Annotated in this window: 22 protein-coding genes and 1 pseudogene; 17 read left to right on the top strand and 6 right to left on the bottom strand. The window is 54.0% G+C overall.

All coding sequences use genetic code 11. The features are described from left to right. Positions 1 to 158 precede the first annotated feature (158 nt). The gene (locus ACLTXB_RS09350; RefSeq protein WP_428226772.1) at positions 159 to 1,511 is read left to right on the top strand and encodes a C39 family peptidase; all 1,353 of its coding nucleotides are present in this window, start codon (positions 159 to 161) and stop codon (positions 1,509 to 1,511) included. Positions 1,512 to 1,556: 45 nt separating this feature from the next. On the opposite strand, the gene ACLTXB_RS09355 is transcribed toward ACLTXB_RS09350, so the two are convergent. Continuing rightward, positions 1,557 to 2,981, bottom strand: a complete 1,425-nt coding sequence (locus tag ACLTXB_RS09355) for an ATP-binding protein (RefSeq protein ID WP_428226773.1) — start codon at positions 2,979 to 2,981, stop codon at positions 1,557 to 1,559. A 1,024-nt stretch (positions 2,982 to 4,005) separates the two neighbouring features. On the opposite strand from ACLTXB_RS09355, the gene ACLTXB_RS09360 reads away from it, so the two are divergent. The 8 genes from ACLTXB_RS09360 to ACLTXB_RS09395 all read left to right on the top strand — a co-directional run bounded on the left by ACLTXB_RS09360 (position 4,006) and on the right by ACLTXB_RS09395 (position 9,848). Then, the gene (locus ACLTXB_RS09360; RefSeq protein ID WP_428226774.1) at positions 4,006 to 4,410 is read left to right on the top strand and encodes a zinc-finger-containing protein; all 405 of its coding nucleotides are present in this window, start codon (positions 4,006 to 4,008) and stop codon (positions 4,408 to 4,410) included. Positions 4,411 to 4,433: 23 nt separating this feature from the next. After that, complete coding sequence (locus ACLTXB_RS09365; protein WP_428226775.1) at positions 4,434 to 5,066, top strand: sigma-70 family RNA polymerase sigma factor; 633 nt, start codon at positions 4,434 to 4,436, stop codon at positions 5,064 to 5,066. Between the two features lie 42 nt (positions 5,067 to 5,108). Further along, on the top strand, positions 5,109 to 5,807 hold the full coding sequence (locus tag ACLTXB_RS09370; RefSeq protein ID WP_428226776.1) for a hypothetical protein: 699 nt from the start codon (positions 5,109 to 5,111) through the stop codon (positions 5,805 to 5,807). Positions 5,808 to 5,810: 3 nt separating this feature from the next. Beyond that, the gene (locus ACLTXB_RS09375; protein WP_428226777.1) at positions 5,811 to 6,317 is read left to right on the top strand and encodes a hypothetical protein; all 507 of its coding nucleotides are present in this window, start codon (positions 5,811 to 5,813) and stop codon (positions 6,315 to 6,317) included. Then, positions 6,307 to 6,882 (top strand): hypothetical protein, encoded by a 576-nt coding sequence (locus ACLTXB_RS09380; RefSeq protein ID WP_428226778.1) that lies wholly within the window; start codon positions 6,307 to 6,309, stop codon positions 6,880 to 6,882. The genes ACLTXB_RS09375 and ACLTXB_RS09380 overlap by 11 nt, the downstream gene beginning before the upstream one ends. 417 nt (positions 6,883 to 7,299) lie before the next feature. Beyond that, positions 7,300 to 7,599 carry a hypothetical protein gene (locus ACLTXB_RS09385; RefSeq protein ID WP_428226779.1) on the top strand — a complete coding sequence of 100 codons (300 nt, stop codon included), beginning with the start codon at positions 7,300 to 7,302 and terminating at the stop codon, positions 7,597 to 7,599. A gap of 385 nt (positions 7,600 to 7,984) precedes the next feature. Continuing rightward, positions 7,985 to 8,428 carry a hypothetical protein gene (locus ACLTXB_RS09390; protein WP_428226780.1) on the top strand — a complete coding sequence of 148 codons (444 nt, stop codon included), beginning with the start codon at positions 7,985 to 7,987 and terminating at the stop codon, positions 8,426 to 8,428. 613 nt (positions 8,429 to 9,041) lie between these two features. Beyond that, positions 9,042 to 9,848 carry a hypothetical protein gene (locus ACLTXB_RS09395; RefSeq protein WP_428226781.1) on the top strand — a complete coding sequence of 269 codons (807 nt, stop codon included), beginning with the start codon at positions 9,042 to 9,044 and terminating at the stop codon, positions 9,846 to 9,848. A 179-nt stretch (positions 9,849 to 10,027) separates the two neighbouring features. Here ACLTXB_RS09395 and ACLTXB_RS09400 read toward each other — a convergent pair. The 5 genes and pseudogenes from ACLTXB_RS09400 to ACLTXB_RS09420 all read right to left on the bottom strand — a co-directional run. After that, positions 10,028 to 10,276 (bottom strand): annotated as a pseudogene (locus tag ACLTXB_RS09400) (SOS response-associated peptidase family protein); the annotation flags it as partial. Positions 10,277 to 10,623: 347 nt separating this feature from the next. Beyond that, on the bottom strand, positions 10,624 to 12,150 hold the full coding sequence (locus ACLTXB_RS09405; RefSeq protein WP_428226822.1) for an ATP-dependent DNA helicase: 1,527 nt from the start codon (positions 12,148 to 12,150) through the stop codon (positions 10,624 to 10,626). Further along, the gene (locus ACLTXB_RS09410) at positions 12,033 to 12,629 is read right to left on the bottom strand and encodes a DEAD/DEAH box helicase (protein WP_428226782.1); all 597 of its coding nucleotides are present in this window, start codon (positions 12,627 to 12,629) and stop codon (positions 12,033 to 12,035) included. The genes ACLTXB_RS09405 and ACLTXB_RS09410 overlap by 118 nt, the downstream gene beginning before the upstream one ends. Positions 12,630 to 13,207: 578 nt before the next feature. After that, positions 13,208 to 13,855, bottom strand: a complete 648-nt coding sequence (locus ACLTXB_RS09415) for a hypothetical protein (RefSeq protein ID WP_428226783.1) — start codon at positions 13,853 to 13,855, stop codon at positions 13,208 to 13,210. A gap of 55 nt (positions 13,856 to 13,910) precedes the next feature. Next, positions 13,911 to 14,798 carry a hypothetical protein gene (locus tag ACLTXB_RS09420; protein ID WP_428226784.1) on the bottom strand — a complete coding sequence of 296 codons (888 nt, stop codon included), beginning with the start codon at positions 14,796 to 14,798 and terminating at the stop codon, positions 13,911 to 13,913. Between the two features lie 133 nt (positions 14,799 to 14,931). Here ACLTXB_RS09420 and ACLTXB_RS09425 point away from each other — a divergent pair, with 133 nt between their 5' ends. From ACLTXB_RS09425 to ACLTXB_RS09460, 8 genes are all read left to right on the top strand, one after another. Further along, positions 14,932 to 15,255: a helix-turn-helix domain-containing protein gene (locus ACLTXB_RS09425; protein WP_428226785.1), complete on the top strand. Its 324-nt coding sequence runs from the start codon at positions 14,932 to 14,934 to the stop codon at positions 15,253 to 15,255. Between the two features lie 146 nt (positions 15,256 to 15,401). Next, entirely contained in the window at positions 15,402 to 15,707 is a 306-nt protein-coding gene (locus tag ACLTXB_RS09430; RefSeq protein WP_428226786.1) for a helix-turn-helix transcriptional regulator, read from the top strand. Between the two features lie 460 nt (positions 15,708 to 16,167). After that, positions 16,168 to 16,584 carry a single-stranded DNA-binding protein gene (locus ACLTXB_RS09435; protein ID WP_428226787.1) on the top strand — a complete coding sequence of 139 codons (417 nt, stop codon included), beginning with the start codon at positions 16,168 to 16,170 and terminating at the stop codon, positions 16,582 to 16,584. A 115-nt stretch (positions 16,585 to 16,699) separates the two neighbouring features. Beyond that, the gene (locus tag ACLTXB_RS09440; RefSeq protein ID WP_428226788.1) at positions 16,700 to 17,509 is read left to right on the top strand and encodes a hypothetical protein; all 810 of its coding nucleotides are present in this window, start codon (positions 16,700 to 16,702) and stop codon (positions 17,507 to 17,509) included. Positions 17,510 to 17,526: 17 nt separating this feature from the next. Continuing rightward, the gene (locus ACLTXB_RS09445) at positions 17,527 to 18,609 is read left to right on the top strand and encodes a DUF932 domain-containing protein (protein ID WP_428226789.1); all 1,083 of its coding nucleotides are present in this window, start codon (positions 17,527 to 17,529) and stop codon (positions 18,607 to 18,609) included. A 50-nt stretch (positions 18,610 to 18,659) separates the two neighbouring features. Continuing rightward, entirely contained in the window at positions 18,660 to 19,496 is an 837-nt protein-coding gene (locus tag ACLTXB_RS09450; RefSeq protein ID WP_428226790.1) for a hypothetical protein, read from the top strand. A gap of 64 nt (positions 19,497 to 19,560) precedes the next feature. Beyond that, on the top strand, positions 19,561 to 20,079 hold the full coding sequence (locus ACLTXB_RS09455) for an RNA polymerase sigma factor (protein ID WP_428226791.1): 519 nt from the start codon (positions 19,561 to 19,563) through the stop codon (positions 20,077 to 20,079). Between the two features lie 10 nt (positions 20,080 to 20,089). After that, on the top strand, positions 20,090 to 20,338 hold the full coding sequence (locus tag ACLTXB_RS09460; RefSeq protein WP_428226792.1) for a hypothetical protein: 249 nt from the start codon (positions 20,090 to 20,092) through the stop codon (positions 20,336 to 20,338). Positions 20,339 to 20,367 lie beyond the last annotated feature (29 nt).

Raw genomic sequence — 20,367 nt, forward strand, 5'->3', positions numbered from 1 at the left:
GCGAACCGCGAGGCCCTATAAATCCCCGCTCTCTCACGGTGAGGCCCTGTCCATGCTCTGCGGCGGCGATTGCGGCGCATTTTCTCCGGAGATGATCTTCTGTCTCCGGGAACTCCCAGAGGGATTCTTTGCCGCCTGCTATGGGGAGGAGCGTAAAGTTGGCTGACCGGGACAGGGAGCACGGCACCCTTGAACAGGCTGCCAGCACGGCCCACACCATTCATGGGGCCATCAAGACAGGAAAGGCCATCGCCGGGGCCGCGAAGGGCGCGGCTGCCGGTCCCTATGGCGCGGTGGCCGGGGCCGTCTGGGGCGCCAGAAAACACATCGGGACGATCGCCATTGTGGTCATCATGATCTTATTGCTGCCTGTGCTGTTTATCCTTATGCTCCCCTCCATTATTTTTGGCAGCCTGTTTGGCGGCTCTGCGGATCCGAGTGCCGAGCCCATCATGAACGACAATGCTGCCATCATTGAAAATACCAACGAGATTGCCTTTGCCATCAATCAGATTCTTGGAGAAGGTATTGATGATGTGGAACAGCGGATCGCCAACGATTTCGCTCAGGCCGGCGGGGACAACTGCGAGATCGTTAACCCCTACGCCGGCGATATGGTGAGCAATACCAACGCCTTTATCGGCCAGTATTGCGCAGCCAAGGACGAGGACTGGGAAAATATCTCCTTATCTGACCTGGAACAGACCCTGCGCGCCGAAGTCAGCGTCCTCTACACCTTCTCACGCACCAGCGAGACCCGGACTGTCCCGGATGATCCGGAGACAGAAGCAGACGAGAGTGGAACGGAGATCTGGTACATCTATACCATCGTCTATCGGGGGGAGGACCACTTTGCTGATGAGATCTTCCACCTGACCGACGAGCAAAAGGAACTGGCCGAGGACTATGCACAGAACCTCAGCCTGTTCCTCGGGGATGGGATGTTCCAGTCCGCCTCCGGAAACGTGATCCCCTCCTTGGGCAGTGTCCATTTCACAGCCGGCGCTGTGGAGGTTGTCTACTTCAATCAATACGATGAACGCTATGCCAGCGAACCCTATGGCACCGACCACATCGGCGGTTACGGCTGCGGCCCCACCTCCATGTCCATCGTGGTATCCTCCCTGACAGGAGATATTGTCGATCCCATCGAGATGGCTAAGTGGTCCTATGAGAACGGCTACTGGTGCAGCAAAAGTGGCTCCTACCACGCGCTGATCCCGGCCGCCGCCAAGGCATGGGGCCTTCCAGTGGAGGGATGCACGGCGTCGGAACCCCAGCGGATCGTGGATGCGCTCGGCGAGGGCAAGCTGGTGGTCGCCCTGATGACCAAGGGGCATTTCACCTCCAGCGGCCACTTCATTGTCCTGCGGGGCGTGAAGGATGAGCAGATCCTCGTGGCTGACCCCGCCAGCACTACCCGCAGTCAGAAGGCGTGGGATCTGTCCATTATTTTGAATGAAGCCAGCAGGAGTGCGGCGGCCGGCGGTCCCTTCTGGATCATTGGGTAAAACGCAGGCAGGTGCGAAATGAATTGAGATCGCACCTGCCTGTTTTTAATTTGAGGAAAGAATATGGTCTTCCTGAATCAGCAGGATATCTGGCCTTCCCTGGGCCTGATCCATCATGCGCTGTGTGAATCCGCTTTTGGAGAACAGCCCATAGATGACCTGGTAGGACGGAAAGACGGCCTGCAGTTCCGCTGATTTTTTTACCTTCTCCTCCAGCGCATAGTAGACTGGGGCGTCCACTGGCCTGCTATGGTATTTGCACTCACCCGCAAAGAGCCGCTTCCGCTGGTGGTCTACTGCCATCACATCGATTTGAGTATCATTGTTCACATCGTTCAGCCAGTAAGAACCGATCCGGGAAGGGGTGAAGTCCAGTGCGCCGGTGCGGCAGAGCGAGGCAAAAATATCCTTGCACACATCCTCATAGGCAAAGGCCACGAATTTCTGCACGAAATCCTTTTCAAGTTCATCCAAAACGATCTGCTGGTTATCCAGCTCCAGTTCGCCTTTGTAGGGGTAGACATATCGGAACCAGAAACGCACAAAATTATCGGAGATGAAATAGAGGCCCTTTCTGGACTTCTCCGGATTTTTTTCTGTGATGGGCGTGTCCTTCACCAAAAAGCCCAGCTCAATCAGGGTGGAGAGATAGGGCGTCAGAGCGGAAGACTCCAGACCCAGCGCACCGGCCAGCCTGCCCAACTTATGGTTCCCATCCGCGATCACACGGATGATGGAGAAGTAGTTGGTCGCGGACTGCACCTCGTCCTTCAGCAAAAAGTTTGGCTCCTCATAGAGAAAGCCGTTCTTGGAGAGGATCACGCGCCGGATCTGTGTCAGAAGATCCTCCTCCGGCGGGAAAAACTCCAGATACTTCGGCACCCCGCCAGTGACCGCGTACTGCGCCACCGCCCGCTCGAAGGGCTGCGGCTGGGCGGCATGGATATCGGTGAAAGTGAGGGGCGCCAGACGGATCTGCGCGGTACGCCGGCCGTAGAGGGGGCTTTCATAGGACAGGGCGTGCTTGCGCATCATCCCGATCAGCGATCCGCAGAGGATCAGCATCACATTGCTGTCCTTCAGAAACTCGTCCCACGCATTCTGCAGGATCGAGGGGAAAGCCGGATTTGTCTTGACCAAGTATGGAAATTCGTCCAGGACCAATACTTTCTTTTCCTCCGGCCGGTACCGGGCGACCTCCTGAAACAGATCCAGCCAGTCAGAAAAGGACACCCGGCTGAGGGTGGGATTACCCGTGGCGCGGGAGATCACGCCGGCCAGCCGTTTCATGCTCTGAGACTCCACTTCCTCTGTGGCGAGGAAATAGACGGCTGTTTTACCCTTGATAAACTCCTTGATCAGCGTCGTCTTGCCCACCCGGCGGCGGCCATACAGCACGACAAAGCCGCCGGGGCGTTGGTATTCCTGCTCCAGTACCTCCAGTTCCTTGCGGCGTCCAATAAATTCCATGAGAAAAGCCACCTCCATTTATGATAATTTATATTATGATAATCTTGCTTATATTATATTCGCTAAGTGCAAAAAGTCAAGTTCATCTGTAACGGTTCCCTCTACTGTTCTTTTGCAGAAACAGAGTGCGGCGGTTTTGACCGTCGCGCTTTGTGCAGTTTCCTGATTAAGCGGATACCCTCCCAGCCGCTGCGGAGCACACTTCCACCACCGATAGGGTTGACGTCCTTGCTGATCCCTGCGGTGGGCTCCGTCGGCACACAGAAATGACCGGCCTGTACGGCCGGCCACTGCGGCGTTTGTGTCTGCCCTTGAGCGGCTGGCAGGTGTAGGATAGATGTGGACGGGCAACGGGACCGGGCGCTAGGCCCGGCCCGCCGTCCCCCTTTTGCCCATGGAGGCAAAAGGCAAAGCGGCGAGGCCCCGCTCCATCAACGGGGTCTCGCCGCGTATTTTCCTGTTCTGTAAGTGCCTGCCTCGGCCCTTGCTGTCAGGAACCCGACAAAGCGCCTGTTGGCGCAGGCAAGAAAGTTTTTCTGGATCTCCCTTGCAAAATACCTGCTGCTTTACACCGTGTTTATGACAACGCAGGAATCCGGCGATCCGCTCATATCTGATCCAGCCGCTTCTCATTGGCCTTTTCCAGCATCATATCCTCCGGAAGCACGCCGTAGTCCATTGGATGGCTGTTATCAACCACGCTTGACTGCTTTATCCGGATGCTCTCCAGCCGCATTTCGAATTTACAAAAAGTTCACAGAAATATTGAGCACTTTTTCCTTTGAGCGGTGCGTATTAAAGCGACGGAATAAATAAGGACGTTCCAGTCAAGGGAAAAAAGTTCATACAGCATCTTCGAACGCCTGAAGGACAACTGGGAAAACTAGCGGAACGCTGTTTTCATTCCACGCGCGACTTGCGGATGTTCCTGCACCAACCGGCGGCTAGGCGCCTGCGCGATTGGACAGCCAAGTATCTGTCGTGCCTGACTGGTCAGCAAATTTGTATGAAGGAGATGAGTAAAATGAAACGAATCAACATCAAATGCCCCTACTGCGGCTCCCGGGCATACCTACAGCCATCCTCTGTGGTCTATGGGGATCGTGCCGATGACGTGGAGGCCAAGCTCTATGTATGTGCCCGGTATCCCGCCTGCGACGCCTATGTAGCGGCCCACAAGGACACCCTGCTGCCCATGGGCACGCTGGCGGACCGAAACCTACGTCGAAAGCGTATGGAGGCACATTCCGCACTGAACCGGCTGATCTCCAGCGGCCTCATGAATCGAAAGCAGGCATACCGCTGGCTCCAGATTCAACTGGGCCTGCCGGAGTCCGAGACACACATCGCCAAATTCTCAGAGCTGCGGTGCCAGAAGGTGATCAGCCTGTGCCGCGCATTCGCCCGGGCGCAGGCCCGGGTGGCCTGAGCAACACCACAATTTAGAGGGAGGTGAAGATCGCAATGGATGCTATGATCCAAATGAATGAAGATCAGAAGAAGTTGGTGGATGAGAACCTGTCCCTTGTGGGTCAGACGATCGCCCGACATATCCGATATAATGAAACTATCTGTGATATGGGTGCGGATGATCTGTATCAGGAGGGCTGCTGGGCGCTCTGCCGCGCCGCTGTGACCTATGACCAGGCAGGGAGGGGAACGCCATTTTCCGCCTACGCCCGGCCCGTGATCCGCAACCACCTGCTGGACTACTGCCGGCGTGTGCTGCGCCAGCGGGAGCATCTGCCCACCGTGGCATTGGATGTTCCGGTCAGCGAGGACATCCCGCCGCCGGAGGCTTGGCTTCAGGAGTTGAACAGTCAGGAAGTGTGGGATGCTCAGATCCTTGTAGATCAGCTTCTGGAACACGGCAGACGCACCTGCACCGGCGTAGCCAGGCTGGGCGTGGAGGCGCTGGCGCTGAAGGTCAAGGGTTATACCGGAGCCGACATCGCCAGGATGTATCACACCAAGCCAAACCATGTGGGAGCGTGGATCTCCCGCGCGGCGGAGAAACTGCGGGGAGATGAAGTTTTCGTCTCGCTGCTGGATCATGAGGTGCTGCCTAGAGCGGCCGGTTTCTAAATCCAAAAGAAGGACGAACAGATATATAGGAGGATCACCACTATGAATATGCAGAGACGAACACTGTACACGGCAGTTGGGCATTTCAGGAGCATCACGACCAAGGACGGCGCCTATCCCGTGGTGCTGGTAAACCGACAGGAATACCGGATGGACCCCCAGGAGATGACGGTTTGGAGCATCCTGAATTGGCGGCTTTTGGATGCCCAGAGCGTAGCAGAGTACTATGAGCCTATGTTTCGGACGCTGAGGCTGGAGGAGCGCCGTCCACTGGAAACCTGCCTCGGCCGTCTGGTGACCAGGGGCCTGGTAGCCGCCGGGCACGGAGAGACTGATTTTGAGGCTCTCTACGATCTGCTCAGCAGCCTGTATGTGGTACCCATCTCGGAGAGCCTGCCCCTGCGTACCGTTACTTTCCTCAAAATGCTCCTGCTGGACGGAGTGCCTTTCGCCCGGGCGAAGCAGATTTTTTACAAAGTTCGGCTGTCTGAGGGCGAAGCCCAAGTGATGGCTCTGGCAAGACAGGCGCTGCTCTCCACGGCGGAACTGATCCGCTGCGTGGATCTGGGCGTCACTGATGTCTCCAGTGATGACAAGGTGATGGACACCCTTTACTGCGACGCCGATGCAACCAGTGACAACATGGGGGATCTGATGCGCTCCTCTCAAAGCCGGGGGCCTGTCACGCTGTCCGTCGCCAACCTGTGTCTGCACAAACAGATCATCTTCGAGCGGGTGTAGGATATGGATAGGCTTGCGTTTCAGGAATGGCCCGCTGTGCTGCGGCGCCGGTGGCTGATCACCGGCGCCGCAGGCTTTGGGTTTCTGCTTGTAGGGCTGGCTGTGTTTTTCGCGCTTGGGGATCGCGTGCTGTTGATGCTCAGTGGGATGCTGACACTCTGCACACTCCTGCACTGCGTGGAGTATTACTGCACGGTCCGGAGCCGGAGGTATCAGGCGATTGAGGTAACCTGCGTTGCCCTCGGCCGCACCGGAATCGGGCGGCAGAGAAAAGTTTGCCTGCTTTTGCAGGATGGCCGGGAAGTGACCATAACTTTAGATAAGCGGATGGCTCTGCGGGTCTGGCACCAGTACCGCATCTTTTTCCGTTTGAACCGTGCCCCGTCTCATGGAGAGCCAGATCTTCAAGGTATGCCTGCGGGTGATTCGATCCTCGCGCTGGAGGATCTTGGAGAATACCGCACTGACACGATCATAGAGGAAAAGGAGGAAACCGTGCATGACCTATAAGCCCTGTACAGCGGCACAGTTCCGAATCATGGAGTATCTGCGTGAGGTGTTTGACACCTCTCTGTGCCTCATTTACCCCTCCCGCCCCAACGCATTGGTTCTGGAAGACCAATTTGGAGAGCGTTTGGAATTCTTCTCGCGTGACGGCAGGGTTCTGGAAGGTCCGATCACACCTCCTGCAAATCCTGCATTTGTTGACATTTTCCATAAGTGCTTGAACTGTCGGTATCCCGTGCGCAGCCAGCAGACGTTTTCCGCACGGAACGCCCTTTGGTCCACCGGTGCGTTCCCTTTGACTTACCAGCAGGCATTGGCTCTCACCGATGAATTGTTCCGGCACTATCTGAAAACCCGGCCGCTGACAAGAGAGGAGGTGCGGGATCTTGCCGCATGCGGCTCGGTGACTGAGGCGGATTTCAAGTCCATGCAGCTGTGGCAGCTGGATGGTCACATGGAAGACTGTGTACTCTGTGGTCCCTGGGAGGACGGAATCGGAACCTACGGGATCTTGTTTCTCACCCATTCTGGCCAGTTGGAAGAAGAACTTCATTTTTATGTTACATGAGCCTTTTCCAGTGGGGGGAGCCATCCGAATATGACCATATTGCGAAACAGGTTGCAGCGGCCGAGCTCGGCCTATTTTGCGACAAATTTTATAACAAGAAAGAGGCCGGGGGAAGTGCTGTAAAATGCACTTCCCCCGGCAGTCTTTATGGAGATATTTGACCAGAACAATGGGACGGCTACCCGCATTGATCCTCACCAAGGCGCGTAATTTCCCAACGGATCCTTCTGGATGGGTCGGCTTGACCCATCTAGAAGGAATTTTCCATATCCCGGGCCGCTTGCGCTGATGCTCGCCCCGCGCCCGGAAATCAAAATTTCTGAAAAGGAGCAAACAATGAGCAGATTTGTAAACGTTGAGTCGAACCTGATCAATGTGGACCACATTGTCAGAGTTCGTCAGCACAAGAACGATGCCTTGAGCATTTACCTTGACAACGGCAAGGTGATCAAGACGGACTACGCCTGTGAACGTGTTCTGGCAGATATAACGGGCCGGGACTTTATCGTTGGCACGGCGCCCTGCGAGGGGGTATCTGTCGCTATTGACAGCGGTGAGGGGACACGGTTCTATCCCGTGCGCCAGCTTGCTCTCACCGGGGACGGCGAAGTGCGGCCCCTGAGCGTCCAGTTTGATAGGATAGAGTTCTTTGACGAATGGCCTGGCTATGGCGGAATGACATATACGTGGCCTCACGCTGAGGAAACAGGGCTTTGAAAGGAGGCGTCGTTCGCAGTGGTTTTCTGCGGACGCTCCGAGAGGCAGAATGTATGTGGAGAGCGGCAGCGGACGGTTTTATGAAATACGTCAAAAGGAAAAGAAATCCCTGCGGCGTACATGGAAAATTCCATCCACTCCGTGCCTGTGGAAACCACATCAAGTTGTATGAGCATTGTTAATGCGACCATTTGGACATATCTACACCATGTAACCTCTGCCTGTGATTTGCCAATTCTCGAATCCGACAGGTGAATCACCGCAAGGCTGGTGGCTTGCCCACTCCCATTGGCTGATGGTTTACGAAAACTATCATCAGATCCATGCACACATTCTTTAAGTGCCGGTGCATATCCAAACAGAAAAATGAAGGAGGTTCTTTGTTGTGCGTACAATTTCATACTCGATATTTGAATTCCTGAGAAGTTGCGGCGGGGACTGGCGGAACACGCTCTACGTCCCCTGCGGCATCTGCATTGATCCCTGCAGGGCTAAACAGCGCGGTGTCTTGCTGACTGCGGACAACTATGGCCGGCCCAAGGCCATTTCTGTGGAGCGCTATGAGGCCATTACCGGACAGCGGATCGATCCGGACGAATGCGTCGGAAGACTTCGTCAGTATGCCTTTGATCAGATTTTCAGGGAGTTTGCGTTTTGGAAATGTGAGCAGGTTGGAGATTGCCTTCTCTGCCGCTTGGACAGCGAAATATCTGCCGGGCCGGTACAGGGTGAACCGCGAGCAGATTCAGAAAAGATTGCATCTGCCGCAGACACAAATACGCCATCAAAACGGAGCTTCGCGTCCAAACTCAAGCAGGCCCCCAAGTAAGGGCCTCAGCACAGCCGAACACGCCGCACGGGACAGTGGGGCACCGCTTCGGCCCAGGCTAGCCCTGCCTCGCGCGACGCCGTAGTGACATTTTATTTGAATCGGCAGTCCCGCTAAGAGCGTGATTGTCTTTCTGCTCCCGCCGTGCTATAATAAGGACAATTTTATGGAAGGGGCAGGGACGCAGGTAATGGAGGATACAAAAAAGCAGGATAACCAGGAGCTTATCTCTACTCCAGCTGAGGAGCCGGATCTTCATCTGATTGACTTCTGGGAGATGCTGTCGGAGCTGCGGATCTGATGAAAAGCAGGATGCAACTCCATTATCGCTGCGATGGATGAAGGAGAACTGGTGACTCCTGGTAATTTAGCGTGCTAAAATGGCTGAGGGCGGCCCGTACTATATTGTACGGGCCGCCCTTTTATCATTTCCCTCAAATCTCGTTCAAACCATCAACGGACTGCTCATGCCATCTTCTTTAGGTAGCTGCACATGTATTCAAAGGATTTGCTGTTGCCGGACGTGAGAAAATCAGTTATAATTTCCGTGTATTTTTGGTAATGTAGGTTCAAATAATCACGGAATAACTTCATGATGGAGGAGTTGAACGATTTGAATTATAACGCTTATCTTGCCCGTGCCATAGAGATTTTTAACGAAAAGATGGATGCGGATTTTTCTCTTTATAATGTTATCCTTAGTTGTTTCGTAACTGGCAATCAGGAAGAAGTATTCGAGCAATTCTGCACGGAGTATTTTCCATACCGACTAAGCGACCGGTATCATGAGGAAGGCTACTTTGATTTCCGGGCGTCCTCCTTTATTGGAATGGACAACGGCGGTAAGGACGGCATCCTGCTTCGTACGGACATACCCTACCATCCCTTCGAACTGCTGCACATCTTCCTGCATGAACTGGCGCATATCTACTGTGCTCACCATGAACTGGGGGGGAAAATCTTCTATGACGAATACTGTGAAGACTATGCGCAGACCAAAGAGGAGGACGGCATGATCAACGCCGGATATGCGGTCTGGCGGGAGTGCATTGCAGAGATTATCGCAGTTGAATGCGATGATAACTGCGGCATCTTTCCTCTACGGGAGAAAAAGAAATTGCTTGCCCAATTCAGGGACGAAATCAACCAACGGGACGGCAAGCTGCTTGTAAGTGAAATTTTGACGGCAGTAATGACCAGTTCTGAGATTGAGGCATCCAAAACATGGGAGGATGCTGAAAAAGCGATCCGCAACTTAAAGCTGTTTGATTCCCCGCAGGAACTGGATTTGATGAATCTTGTCTTCAACCAGCTTCGGGAGAAAATGATTGAAATTGATGTTAATTTTATTTCAGATCTTGGCTTTCTGTATCTGAATGTTTTATCCCTTAGCATACTGCGAGGCTTTCAGCGGTTTTGATGTTGCGGCCCAATACTACACGCGGACCACAAAACATGGATTGTTGTCAAAGGCCTCCCATGCCGCCGAAAGAATAGGTGACAGGAGACAGAGGTACTTGGGGGCCACTGTCTGGCATCGTCAACCGTTCTCCGTCCACCTCAGTGATTTTTCCAGTAAAGACACTTGCCTCGTGTTCGTCACCATAGGCTCATCTGCTGTTCTGCGGATCGAACCTCCGGAATTGGCGGGGGCGCGGCCAGAAGCAACTTGGTGTTGGAGCCGCCGGAAAGCGATTGCCCTGCTTCACTGCGGGGCAGGATCAGGGGCATCCGGTCATGCACCGGCTTCATGGAATCGTTGGCGGCGGCGGTGAGGATACAGCAGTAGTCCTCGTTGCCGACCCGGTCAAAGAAGCCTGCCATATAAAGAACGGGTTCCTCTGGGAGCGTGAATTGATATCACCGCTTGTCGGCGTTCCACTTATAGAAGGCCGTCGCAGGGATCAGGCACCGATGGGCGGTAAGGCTCCACTAGAACAGTGGGGCAGCTTTTCCGCAGCATCCCAGCACCGTTCCTCAGCAAAGAACCCAAGCATTTCGTTCAGGTAAGAGAGCATATGCGTCACCTCAAATTAAACTATAACATATCGAGTGTTAGTATGTAATTATTATGTTAGTATTATTTGAGGGAAAATGCTGGCAGCTGCGCTGGATGATCCCTGCAACTGGCTCCATCCGGTGGAAAGGGATTGGGAAGAAGCGGTTACCAACCCAGCAAAAAGTTCTGAGATGGCCTACTTCATACAGATCCGGTGGTAGAAATCTTCCACCACCTGCAGGTTTGTCGTGCGGTTGTGGATGGGGAGTGAGTTCCAGACGACATCGTGATAACGCTCCGGAGCATCGTCACGCAGGCGACTGTCAATGATGGACACAATGCCGGTGTCCGTGAAATTACGGATCAGCCGGCCAATTCCCTGCTTGAGTTTGATCACCATCTCCGGTACCCGAACCTCCATCAGGGAGTCTTTGGCGAGAGATGCCTTGTATTCGATGATCGGGTCAGGGACAGGGAAAGGCAGGCGGAAGATCACAAGGTGGGAAAGAGATTTCCCTTCGATACTGATCCCTTCCCAGTAGGAACCGGTGCCGAGCAGTACGGAGTCTGTATCCTCCCGGAACTCCTGAAGGACACGTTCCTGAGACGAGCCATCCTGCTGCACCAGGATCTTGTATGGCAGGGCCTTTTTCAGGAGTGCGGAGTAGACCTCCTCCATATCTGTTTTCGCGGTGAAGAGGATCAACGACTTCCCGTGCGTGATATTAAGGAGCTGCACGAGGCGATCTACTCCTTTTTCAATGAATACCTCATGCTCGCGGGTAGGATGGGGAAGATCCTGGCAGTAGTAGATCAGCGCGTGCTCATCATAGGGAAACGGGGAGGGTTTTGGCTCGGAGAGTACACCGCGTTCTCCGACCGGGAAACCGGTGTTCTGCAGGAAATAAGCATACTGCTCCTCCGCCCGACCACCCTGTGCACTGGTCAGGGTGGCTGAAGTCATAATGGATTGGACAGATCCGGTGAAGTACAGTTGGCGGATCGTGCCCCGGGTGTTCTTGGGACAGCAGATCAGATCGGGGAATGGCGATGTGCCTCGCCGCTCCAGCCAGATCAGGCGCTTGTCCTGCTCCGCGAGAAGTACGGAAAGAGACTGGGCAAGTGCTTCCAGATCGTCAGCTGCAGTGGTGTCGCTCCTGTGCCGGAAATCCATGCTGGCATAGACCTGAATGGAATCAGACAGCTTAGACAGATCCTCAGAGAGGACCCGCAGTTTTTCAATGGCGCCCCAGATGTCATGAAAGAAAAACCTCTCAGCATATTTCAGATCCCGGTCTGTGGAATCCAACTGCTGCTTCATCTGACGGGCGAGATTGCCATAGAACTGCTGGGCGGAACGGACAGCCCTGTCCGCCTGCCCCTGGACGTAGGACTGCTCCTCGCTCCGGAGCGTCTTCAGGCTTGAACTGATCAGGCTGTTTATTTGCCGCTGGCCGAAACGCTCTGTCGTAGCGCTTCGGACCTTGTCCTCCAGATTATGTGCTTCATCTACCACGATCAGCTGTGTTTGGCTATTCAGCAGGCCCTCCTGCCCTCTGCCCAGGCGGAACAGGTGCGCGGTCAAAAGATCCTGATTGCAGAGGATCACGCCGGTTGTAAATTGTAGTTCCTGGCGAAGCAGATAGTATTGACAGGTGCCCCGTTGATCACAGAATATGCATTCCCGGCGGCTGAAGCGAACGACGTTGATCTTCTCCCAGATGCTGCCTGGGATCGCATAGGGGAATGACCTGCGATCCTGACACCCCCCTGGTCGATCTGGAGCCTTATTCGGGCATGAGGCTGCCCCTCCGGTGAGGAGAAAAACGCCTCGACGCGCCTCTTGCAAACATAGTGGGTCTGCCCTTTGGCCAGAAGTACGTCCGGGCGGACGCCCAGCATGGGGCTAAGGCGTTTGACATCGTCCAAGAGCTGTTCCTGCAGTGCAATGGTAGAGGTAGCAATGACGACAGGGAGCCTTGTCTGCTGATTGTAGAGCAGGAGTGGGACTAGGTAGGCAAACGACTTGCCGATCCCCACGCCTGCTTCTACTGTGATGTGCTGGCCACGGCGGATCGCATCCAAAATGTCGAAGGCCATCTCCTGCTGGCCCTCGCGGGCCTCCAGACCATATTTCAGAGGCGCGTCATCCCAAAAGAAATCTGTAACTGCTGTGCTGATCTCATAGATGGCCTGCTTCATCCGTTCACGGACCAGCTTCGGACTTTTAAATGTATGATATTGGGGAATCAATCTGAAATCATCTCCATATAAATTATGCCTGCGAAAACAGGGAGAGGAACTGCACTTGCTGTACTGTTTCAGGCAAAAAGGGCGCTTTGGGTGGCACTTGGGAGCCAGCCATCATAGACCCTGATCTGTACAAAATGACCGATATTGCGGCTGATTTCTCCCTACACGCTGCTGAGAGAGATAATATAACGGGCTTCCTGCCTGAGTGATTCACTCCCGGCAGGAGGCCCGCTTTTTTATGGGAACAGACAACGATCCGGCTCAACCAAGCTGCATTTCGGCCAGCAGTTCCAACAGCAACGGTATGGATGTATAGCTCTCCGAAAATCCTCCACCCTGTTATTTCCTGCCAGTGTCTTATCCCGTTCGTCCGGGCCTGTCACGATTTTGCTTGTCTCAAATTTTCCCTATAATATCACTTTTGGGAGTGTGGGACAAGGGCATCTTTTCTCTTTCCACAGGGCAAGCCGTCAGAACTGGAGTTTTCAGAACACCAAATGGGAGTCCACTGTGGCGCACGGGTTTTGTTACTGGCTTTTCTCTTCCACCACATTCTGGATAAGGGGATAAAAGAACTTCCACTGAGGGCTAAAATCGATTTTCATAAGTGTATGACGGAATCCCCGGATCAGCGGCTCGTTGATCTCCTCTTTTCCCATGAGAAGTTCTGTGATATAGGTCTCCCAGGCATAAAGCGGGCCGCGTACTTTTTTCATCTGAGGATAATAACCCCTCTGTGCTTGCAGCATCAGAAACTGCACCGCAGGGAAAGAAGCCGCGCTGGGAAATAGTTGTGCAAGGGTTACCATTTCATCATCGGCCAAATCCGGAATTTTGAAAAGGGCCTCGTCTTGATGAGGAGAGAAGTCAAACTGAGTTGGCTGCACAGACAAGAGGGCCGCTTTCATGACCTGACGTGTGGCCGCAAGAAGGACCGGTGTGCGTCTCAGAAAGGTTATATAGTCACGCCAATCCATACCTGCCCAAAAGTTGTTAGGATCTGTTGCTTGCCGCTGTTTCCACTCATACAGATCGCGCTCAGCGCGGTATGTCAAATACACCAGATCCATTTCTATTGCTTCATTGCTTTGCAGGTTGATATAAAGCCCACTGCGCAAAAGTCCCTCATTTGCCTGATCGTTATCTTCGTTAAATGTATGCTCACAATAAAACATGGACGCTGCTCCCCACTCACAATACTGATAAAATAGTTGGCTACATCGACGAACGCTATTCCCATATTTTAAGAAACCGCAGCCCCGCGCCTTCAGAAATCATAATGTTGTCTTCTGGAAAGCTCTGAAGTTCTCTCTCGTCTCCCAACACATTCAGCAGCAGGCCCAATGTGTCGTTTAACCCAAACTGGTTGTTCAAGTTATGAGCAGCGGCATATTCCGGTGCGTATTTCCAGATATAATTCATCAAGGCCGGATAATCAATATATCCGGAATCCCGCAGCGAATCATAGAGCTGCCACAGTTCAAAGAGTGCAAGGCTTCCCGCGGTCTTATTGAAAAACAAATATCCCAGGGCGATATCCATCCCCGCCTGCGCATCTCCCTCGGCAGGGATACCAAGTTCCATAACACCATCGGAAAGGTCTCCATTCCACATAGGGTAACAGATGGCCAGTGTCTCTTTACACTGATCTGTTTCGATCCAAAAGACCCCTTTCATCAGTGCGTGATAGCGCGTTGTATACCCATAAGGTGTACAAGTCGGCGCCGGATATGTTCCAAAGTACTCCGGATTGTGTTCCATATTATATATTGCGATGTCATGTAAGGTGGAACCGGACGGGTCAGAAATGTTATGCTGATATCGGTATTTTGCTACCTCATAATCGATAATGCCGCACCCGCTCGATTTATCATTCCGGTCATAGAGCAGGAAACGTGGAGATTCCTGCGACCTGCGCCCATATCTCTTGGCGGTTTGGGATATCATGCTTGTGTCATCATCAACAACATAATACTCGTCAGCAACCAAAAATGGCCCGCGGGACGCCGCTATATAGTAAACTCCCGGACACTCCAGAGATGCCGCTTTGATAATTCCGATGTCAGATCCCAGGTCGAAGGGCAGATCCATTGGATCCAGTTCTGTCTCATGCTGCATATTCAGCTTCTCTCTTTTCTGTCTTATTTGACTTTATTGGTGTGATATTTCGTAAAATATACCCACCAGCAACGACCCATTGTAACACTATAAAAGTGTACGATTGACAAAACGGCTGGTGGAGGAAGCATACATGGATATGGAGTTTATCAGGCGCCGGATCACCGAACTCAGGCTGAAACGGGGAATTTCTGAATATCAGTTAAGTTACGACCTTGGACACAGCAAGAATTATATCCATAATATCGTCACCGGCTATTCGCAGCCGTCCGTAAAGGAACTCCTCGCTTTGATAGAAGAATTGGGCGCCAAGCCGAAATACTTTTTTGATGACGAAGCCGAATTTCGGGAACCGCAGCTTGCCTACGCAATTATTGAAGGTATCCAAAATATGGACAGCAAGGATTTGGAAAGCGTTCTGATGATGATCGAGCGGCTAAATGATAAGCAGAAGTGAAGTGCCCGAAGTGACGGGCACTTTCTCTATGTGGGAATCCTAACATAAAAAGGCGACAGATGTCAACGAAATACATCTATATATTTGCATAATCGTCATCGTATTAAGTCTATATGTCAACACTACAATATACATGAGGTGTTGATATGGACAATGAGATGATCTACGATTTCGGTTATCGTCTTCGCCAGTTGCGGGAAGACATGAAGTTGTCACGCGCGGAGTTGGCTAAGAAATTAGGCGTCAGCAAGGAGACCATCTATCGCTATGAAAATAACATACAGGATCCATCCTTGGATCGAGCAAAACAGATCGCGGTGATCCTGCATACCTCTTTGGATTATCTGGTCGGCTTGGATCATACCTATATGATCCGGCTGCCAGCCATGACGGAAAAGCAGAAATCTGTTCTTCAAGAGTTCCTGCGTGAGTTTGTATCCGAAACCAAATAGTAGAATATAGCTCCGTTTTCCGTTATGCTGACTGTGACTTGGGCCGTTTCCTCGATAGCGTCCAGAGGGGTGTCTTTCCCCGCAATATGAGGCCTCATAAAATGGCAGCGGTACTGCTTGGTTTGACAGGCTTCATGTTGGTTCAGACGGCCTTTTTCATTCTCTGCCTATCACGCGGCATTCGCTGGAATCTGGAACAAGGCTAAGAAATACAAGATATTGAAATAATTTATTGACATACACTATATATTGTGGTAGACTACTCGTGTAATTGATTCTTTGTGCGCGCCTCGTGAGAGGATAGGTCAAGTTGGATTGGCCTATGAGCGAGCGGTCTCGCATTGCACACGTTGTCAGGTTTGTACGCAAGTGCCAGCGGCATTACTGCACCCATTTGGGGAGGCAGTCTGTCCTCTGGCACTTTTTGTGTAAATTTAGCCTTTGGGCGGAAAGGAGAACGATGGCGCAACTCTACACAATCGGCTGGGCAGCGTCTGAGCTGAGGCATGGAACGAGCGTGAATCAGAACCCCTACACCATGTTTTCCCTTGGGGAACACATCGGGTATGGACACAGGGCCAGGACCCAATATTACCAGGTCTGGGCCAGGGGTGATGTGATGCGCAGACTTCAGAAGGCCGGCGTCAAAAAAGGCAGCTTGCTCTGGGTATCCGGTTCTCTGGAACTGGAGGAGTACACCAGGAAAGATGGTGTGACCCGGGACAAGGGGCTGAGACTTGAGCTGAGCGACTGGGGCTTCGTTCCGGGCCAAGGCCGGACAGGGCAACCTCCCGGCCAAACAGCAGACACAGCGCAAGGACCCATCCCGATCCCCGACAGCACGATTGACGGGGAGCGGGAAAACCTGCCGGAATAACCATCCGGCAGTCAAAGAGGCACGATACATCAATGTTTCAGAGACATTCTGAGCTTGTGTATCGTGCCTCTTTTTTTATTTTTCCCCAATGAACGAAAGAAAGGTGGAATTGCAAGTGAAACAGAAAAACCCCATGTGGGCCAGTACCTCCATCCTAGTTGCTGCCGTCCTCGCCGTTGTGGCGTTTGTGCGCGGCAACTGGCAGATCCCGCTCCTCGTTGGCGCTTTCGCTATCTGGGGCCTGCGGGTATTCATGATCCTTGGACTCCCTGCCTTGCGGATCAGGAGGGACAGACGGGAATGGAAACAGCAGGAGCTGGAAGCGGAAAAGGCCCGAAAGACAGCTGAAGCAGAGCGGAACGCCGCCGAGAACGATCCAGAGGCGGCCCAGGCGCTGCTGCGCCATGTCAATCACCGGGTTTCCGACCAGCTCAAGTCCCTCTATCCAGAGGCCCGCTGGGAGTGGAAAACAAAAAGCCCAACCCTGCTGGCGATCCACGGCGGTATTGGGCGCATCCGTGTGTACGGCGTCCCGGAGTATGAATACGCCGATGTGGAACTGGAACAGAGCGGGACGCTGTCCTGTTCTCTGGTCAAGCAGCTGGCAACGCCCTCCTTGGAGCGCAAATCACAGCCCGAGGCTCCCGATCAGGGAGATGTGGACCCCCATGCGTGGTATGAGCGCCAGGGCCGCAAGACTCTGGAAGCCCTGATCGCCGATCTGGATTCCCGAGGGCACCACTGCCTGTTCCTGAAGGAGGATGGCAGCATCTATGTCCGTCCTATGGAGGCCGATGAGGAAACTGTGCAGGGCGTATTACAGGACTTCCCGCAGAAGCGATGCTGGGTCACACTGGTGAAGATCCTGGAGCAGGCCGGCCTCGCCGCCACCGCCCGTGAAGACTGCATCGCAGTTGCGTGGTGAGAAAGGAGCGGCATGACATGAAAACGGGACGTACCATACAGGAAATCGGCGCGGAGATCCTGCGCCAGAGTCAGGCCAAGGAGGACTATCTGGTAAATACCAACAGCATCGTCATGGAAGACTGGGATGGCAGGCCCATGCTCCATCTCAAGGGTGAAAATGGCCTCGACCTGATCGAACCGCTGGAGATACAACGAACCGCCCACCGCCAAATCGGCGACTATCTGGGTATCCCCCGGAAGTACTATGAGCGGATGATGGACAGTGACGTGGGGCTCCTCTCCTGCAACGTCAACCGCTGGTTTCAGCGGGAGCCGGAACAGCGGATGATCCGGACCATGGATGGCCGGGCCCGCGCCTTTCTGAGCAACCGCTACAGGCGCATAGATAATCTGGACATCGCCAGAGTAACGCTGCCGATCATCGGGGAGATGCCGGAGGCGCACTATGAATCCTGCCAGTTGACGGAAGATTTTCTTTACATCAAAGTCGTCAATCCCAGACTTACCGCCGAGGTCGCCCCCGGCGACATCGTGCAGGCCGGCATCATCATCTCCAACAGTGAGACCGGCCAGGGCTCCGTGTGCGTGCAGCCGCTGGTCTACCGGCTGGTGTGTAGGAACGGGATGGTGGTCAACGACGCCAAGACCCGCCGCACCCATCTGGGCAGGGCCAGCAACACGGAGGAAGATTTCATGATCTACTCCCAGGAGACCCTTGCCGCCGATGATAAGGCGTTTATCCTCAAGCTGCAGGACACTGTCAGGGCGGCGATTAACGAGGTTCAATTTGCCCAGGTGGTGGACAAGATGCGCGAGACAAAAGAGATCAAGCTGAACACCGCCAATATCCCCAGTGTGGTCAAGATGGCCAGCGCCAACTTTGGGATTACCGAAGCGGAGAGCGAAGGCGTGTTCCGGCATCTGATCCAGGACGCGGACTACACTCTCTTCGGCCTCGCCAACGCCGTGACCCGATACAGTCAGGACGTGGAGAACTACGACCGCGCCACCAAACTGGAGGAGATCGGGTATTCGGTCATGACGATGTCCCCAGAACTGTTCCGTCGGATCAATCAGGTGACAAGCATGGCCGCCTAACGACCATGCTTTCATAAATCTAAAATCTAATTTTTAGGAGGCTAACAGAAATGAGTATCCAGAACAACGAAATGATGACCACTGCCACCCGCAGCAATTTCCTGCTTCCCCAGGCCGTGGAAACCACCTTCACTGCCGAGGAACTGGCCGAGGACATGGACGGCATCCAGCTGAACTTCCAGCAGGTCAAAGTCCCCGCCGGCGGCGCCCTGCAGTATGAGATCCCCACCGAGGATCCGGACAACCCGGACTACAGCCGGTATCTGGAGGGAGTCATCCTCTACCACCACCCCTCTAACGCCTACTGGCCGGAAACGGAGGGCGGCGAGGATGACGAGAACGCTCCGCCCCAGTGTCAGGCCCTGGACGGTAAACTCGGCCACGGTTCTCCCGGCGGCCTATGTGCCAGCTGCGGCTACAACAAGTTCGGTACCAGAGGAAAAGGGAAGGCGTGCAAGAATATGCACATGGTGTATCTGCTCCGCAGCGGTGAGTTCATGCCGCTTCAGATCACCCTGCCGCCCACCAGCATCAAGCCCTTCAACGAATTTGTCAGCCGTGCCTTCCTGCTTCGCCGCCGGGGCATTTGCTCTGCTGTGGTCCAGCTTGGCCTGAAAAAGATGAATAATGGCAAGGACGACTACAGCGTGACCACCTTCAAGCTGCTCTATGACTTCGAGGGGAATGAACTGCGCCAGGTCCGCGACTATGCGGACCAGTTCAAGGAACAGGTTAAGATCATGCTCGAACAGCGGGCGGAGCAGGCAGACGCCACCTCCGGCGATATGGTGGAGGTGGGAACACCCAGCCGCCGCCTGCCGGACAACGAGGACCACTTTGCCATCGGCGGTGTGATCGATGGCGAGCGCGAAGAACTCCCCGCATAATGGGGCTAATGCCGACAAGGCACTGATCCCACAGGCGGAGAGGCAGCCTGAGCAGATGGAAACTATGACTGAGAGGCAGCGCCGGTTTGCCGCACAAAATCACAACCTGATCTACCGTTACCTTCATGAAAAGGGGTGGGAGGTCAGCGAATACTACGACATTGCCGCGTTTGGCTATCTCCGCGCTGTCCGCCGCTACCTGACGGAGCCGGGACTGTCCCTATATGCCTTTTCCAGCATCGCCTGGCAGGCCATGACGCAAAGCATCACATCCTTCCTCCGTGCCGAAGCGCGGAGGAAGGATGCGGAGCGGAGGTATATCAGCGAGGCGGCGTCAGCAGCCCCAGATCCTTTTGCGGAACTGGAGGCCCGCCTGCTGCTGCACGATCTGGCCGCCGTCTCCAGCAGGCAGCAGTATGCGCTGGCGGAGATGCGTTTGCAGGGCTATACCATCGCGGAGATTGCTCTGGCGCAGGGGATGCCCAAGATCCGCATCCGGAGGCTTTTGAAAGAGCTTTATCGGGCGTATTTCCAACTCTACATGGGAGGTGAGGACATCAACTGTGCAGGGGAAAAGGAGTGATGTGGTTCCTATGACAAAGGAGCAGTTTGAAGATAGACGCCGTCGGGCTGTTGCCAATTATATGGAGGCGGCGCGACGGGACAGAAGCGCATTGGGCTCCACCAGAAGGCAGAAGGAGAACGCCGAGCGGCGTATCCGGCTCTGCGCCCGCCTTCTTTCCATATGGGCGCAGGATGGTTTCTGGACGCCGGACAATACCCGGGCATATGAGATGATCTATCAGTACTATGACGATGGTGCGCCAGTCAGCGCCATCTGACCAATCAGGCCAAATACCAAAATTACATC

Source organism: Flintibacter sp. (genome assembly GCF_046973065.1).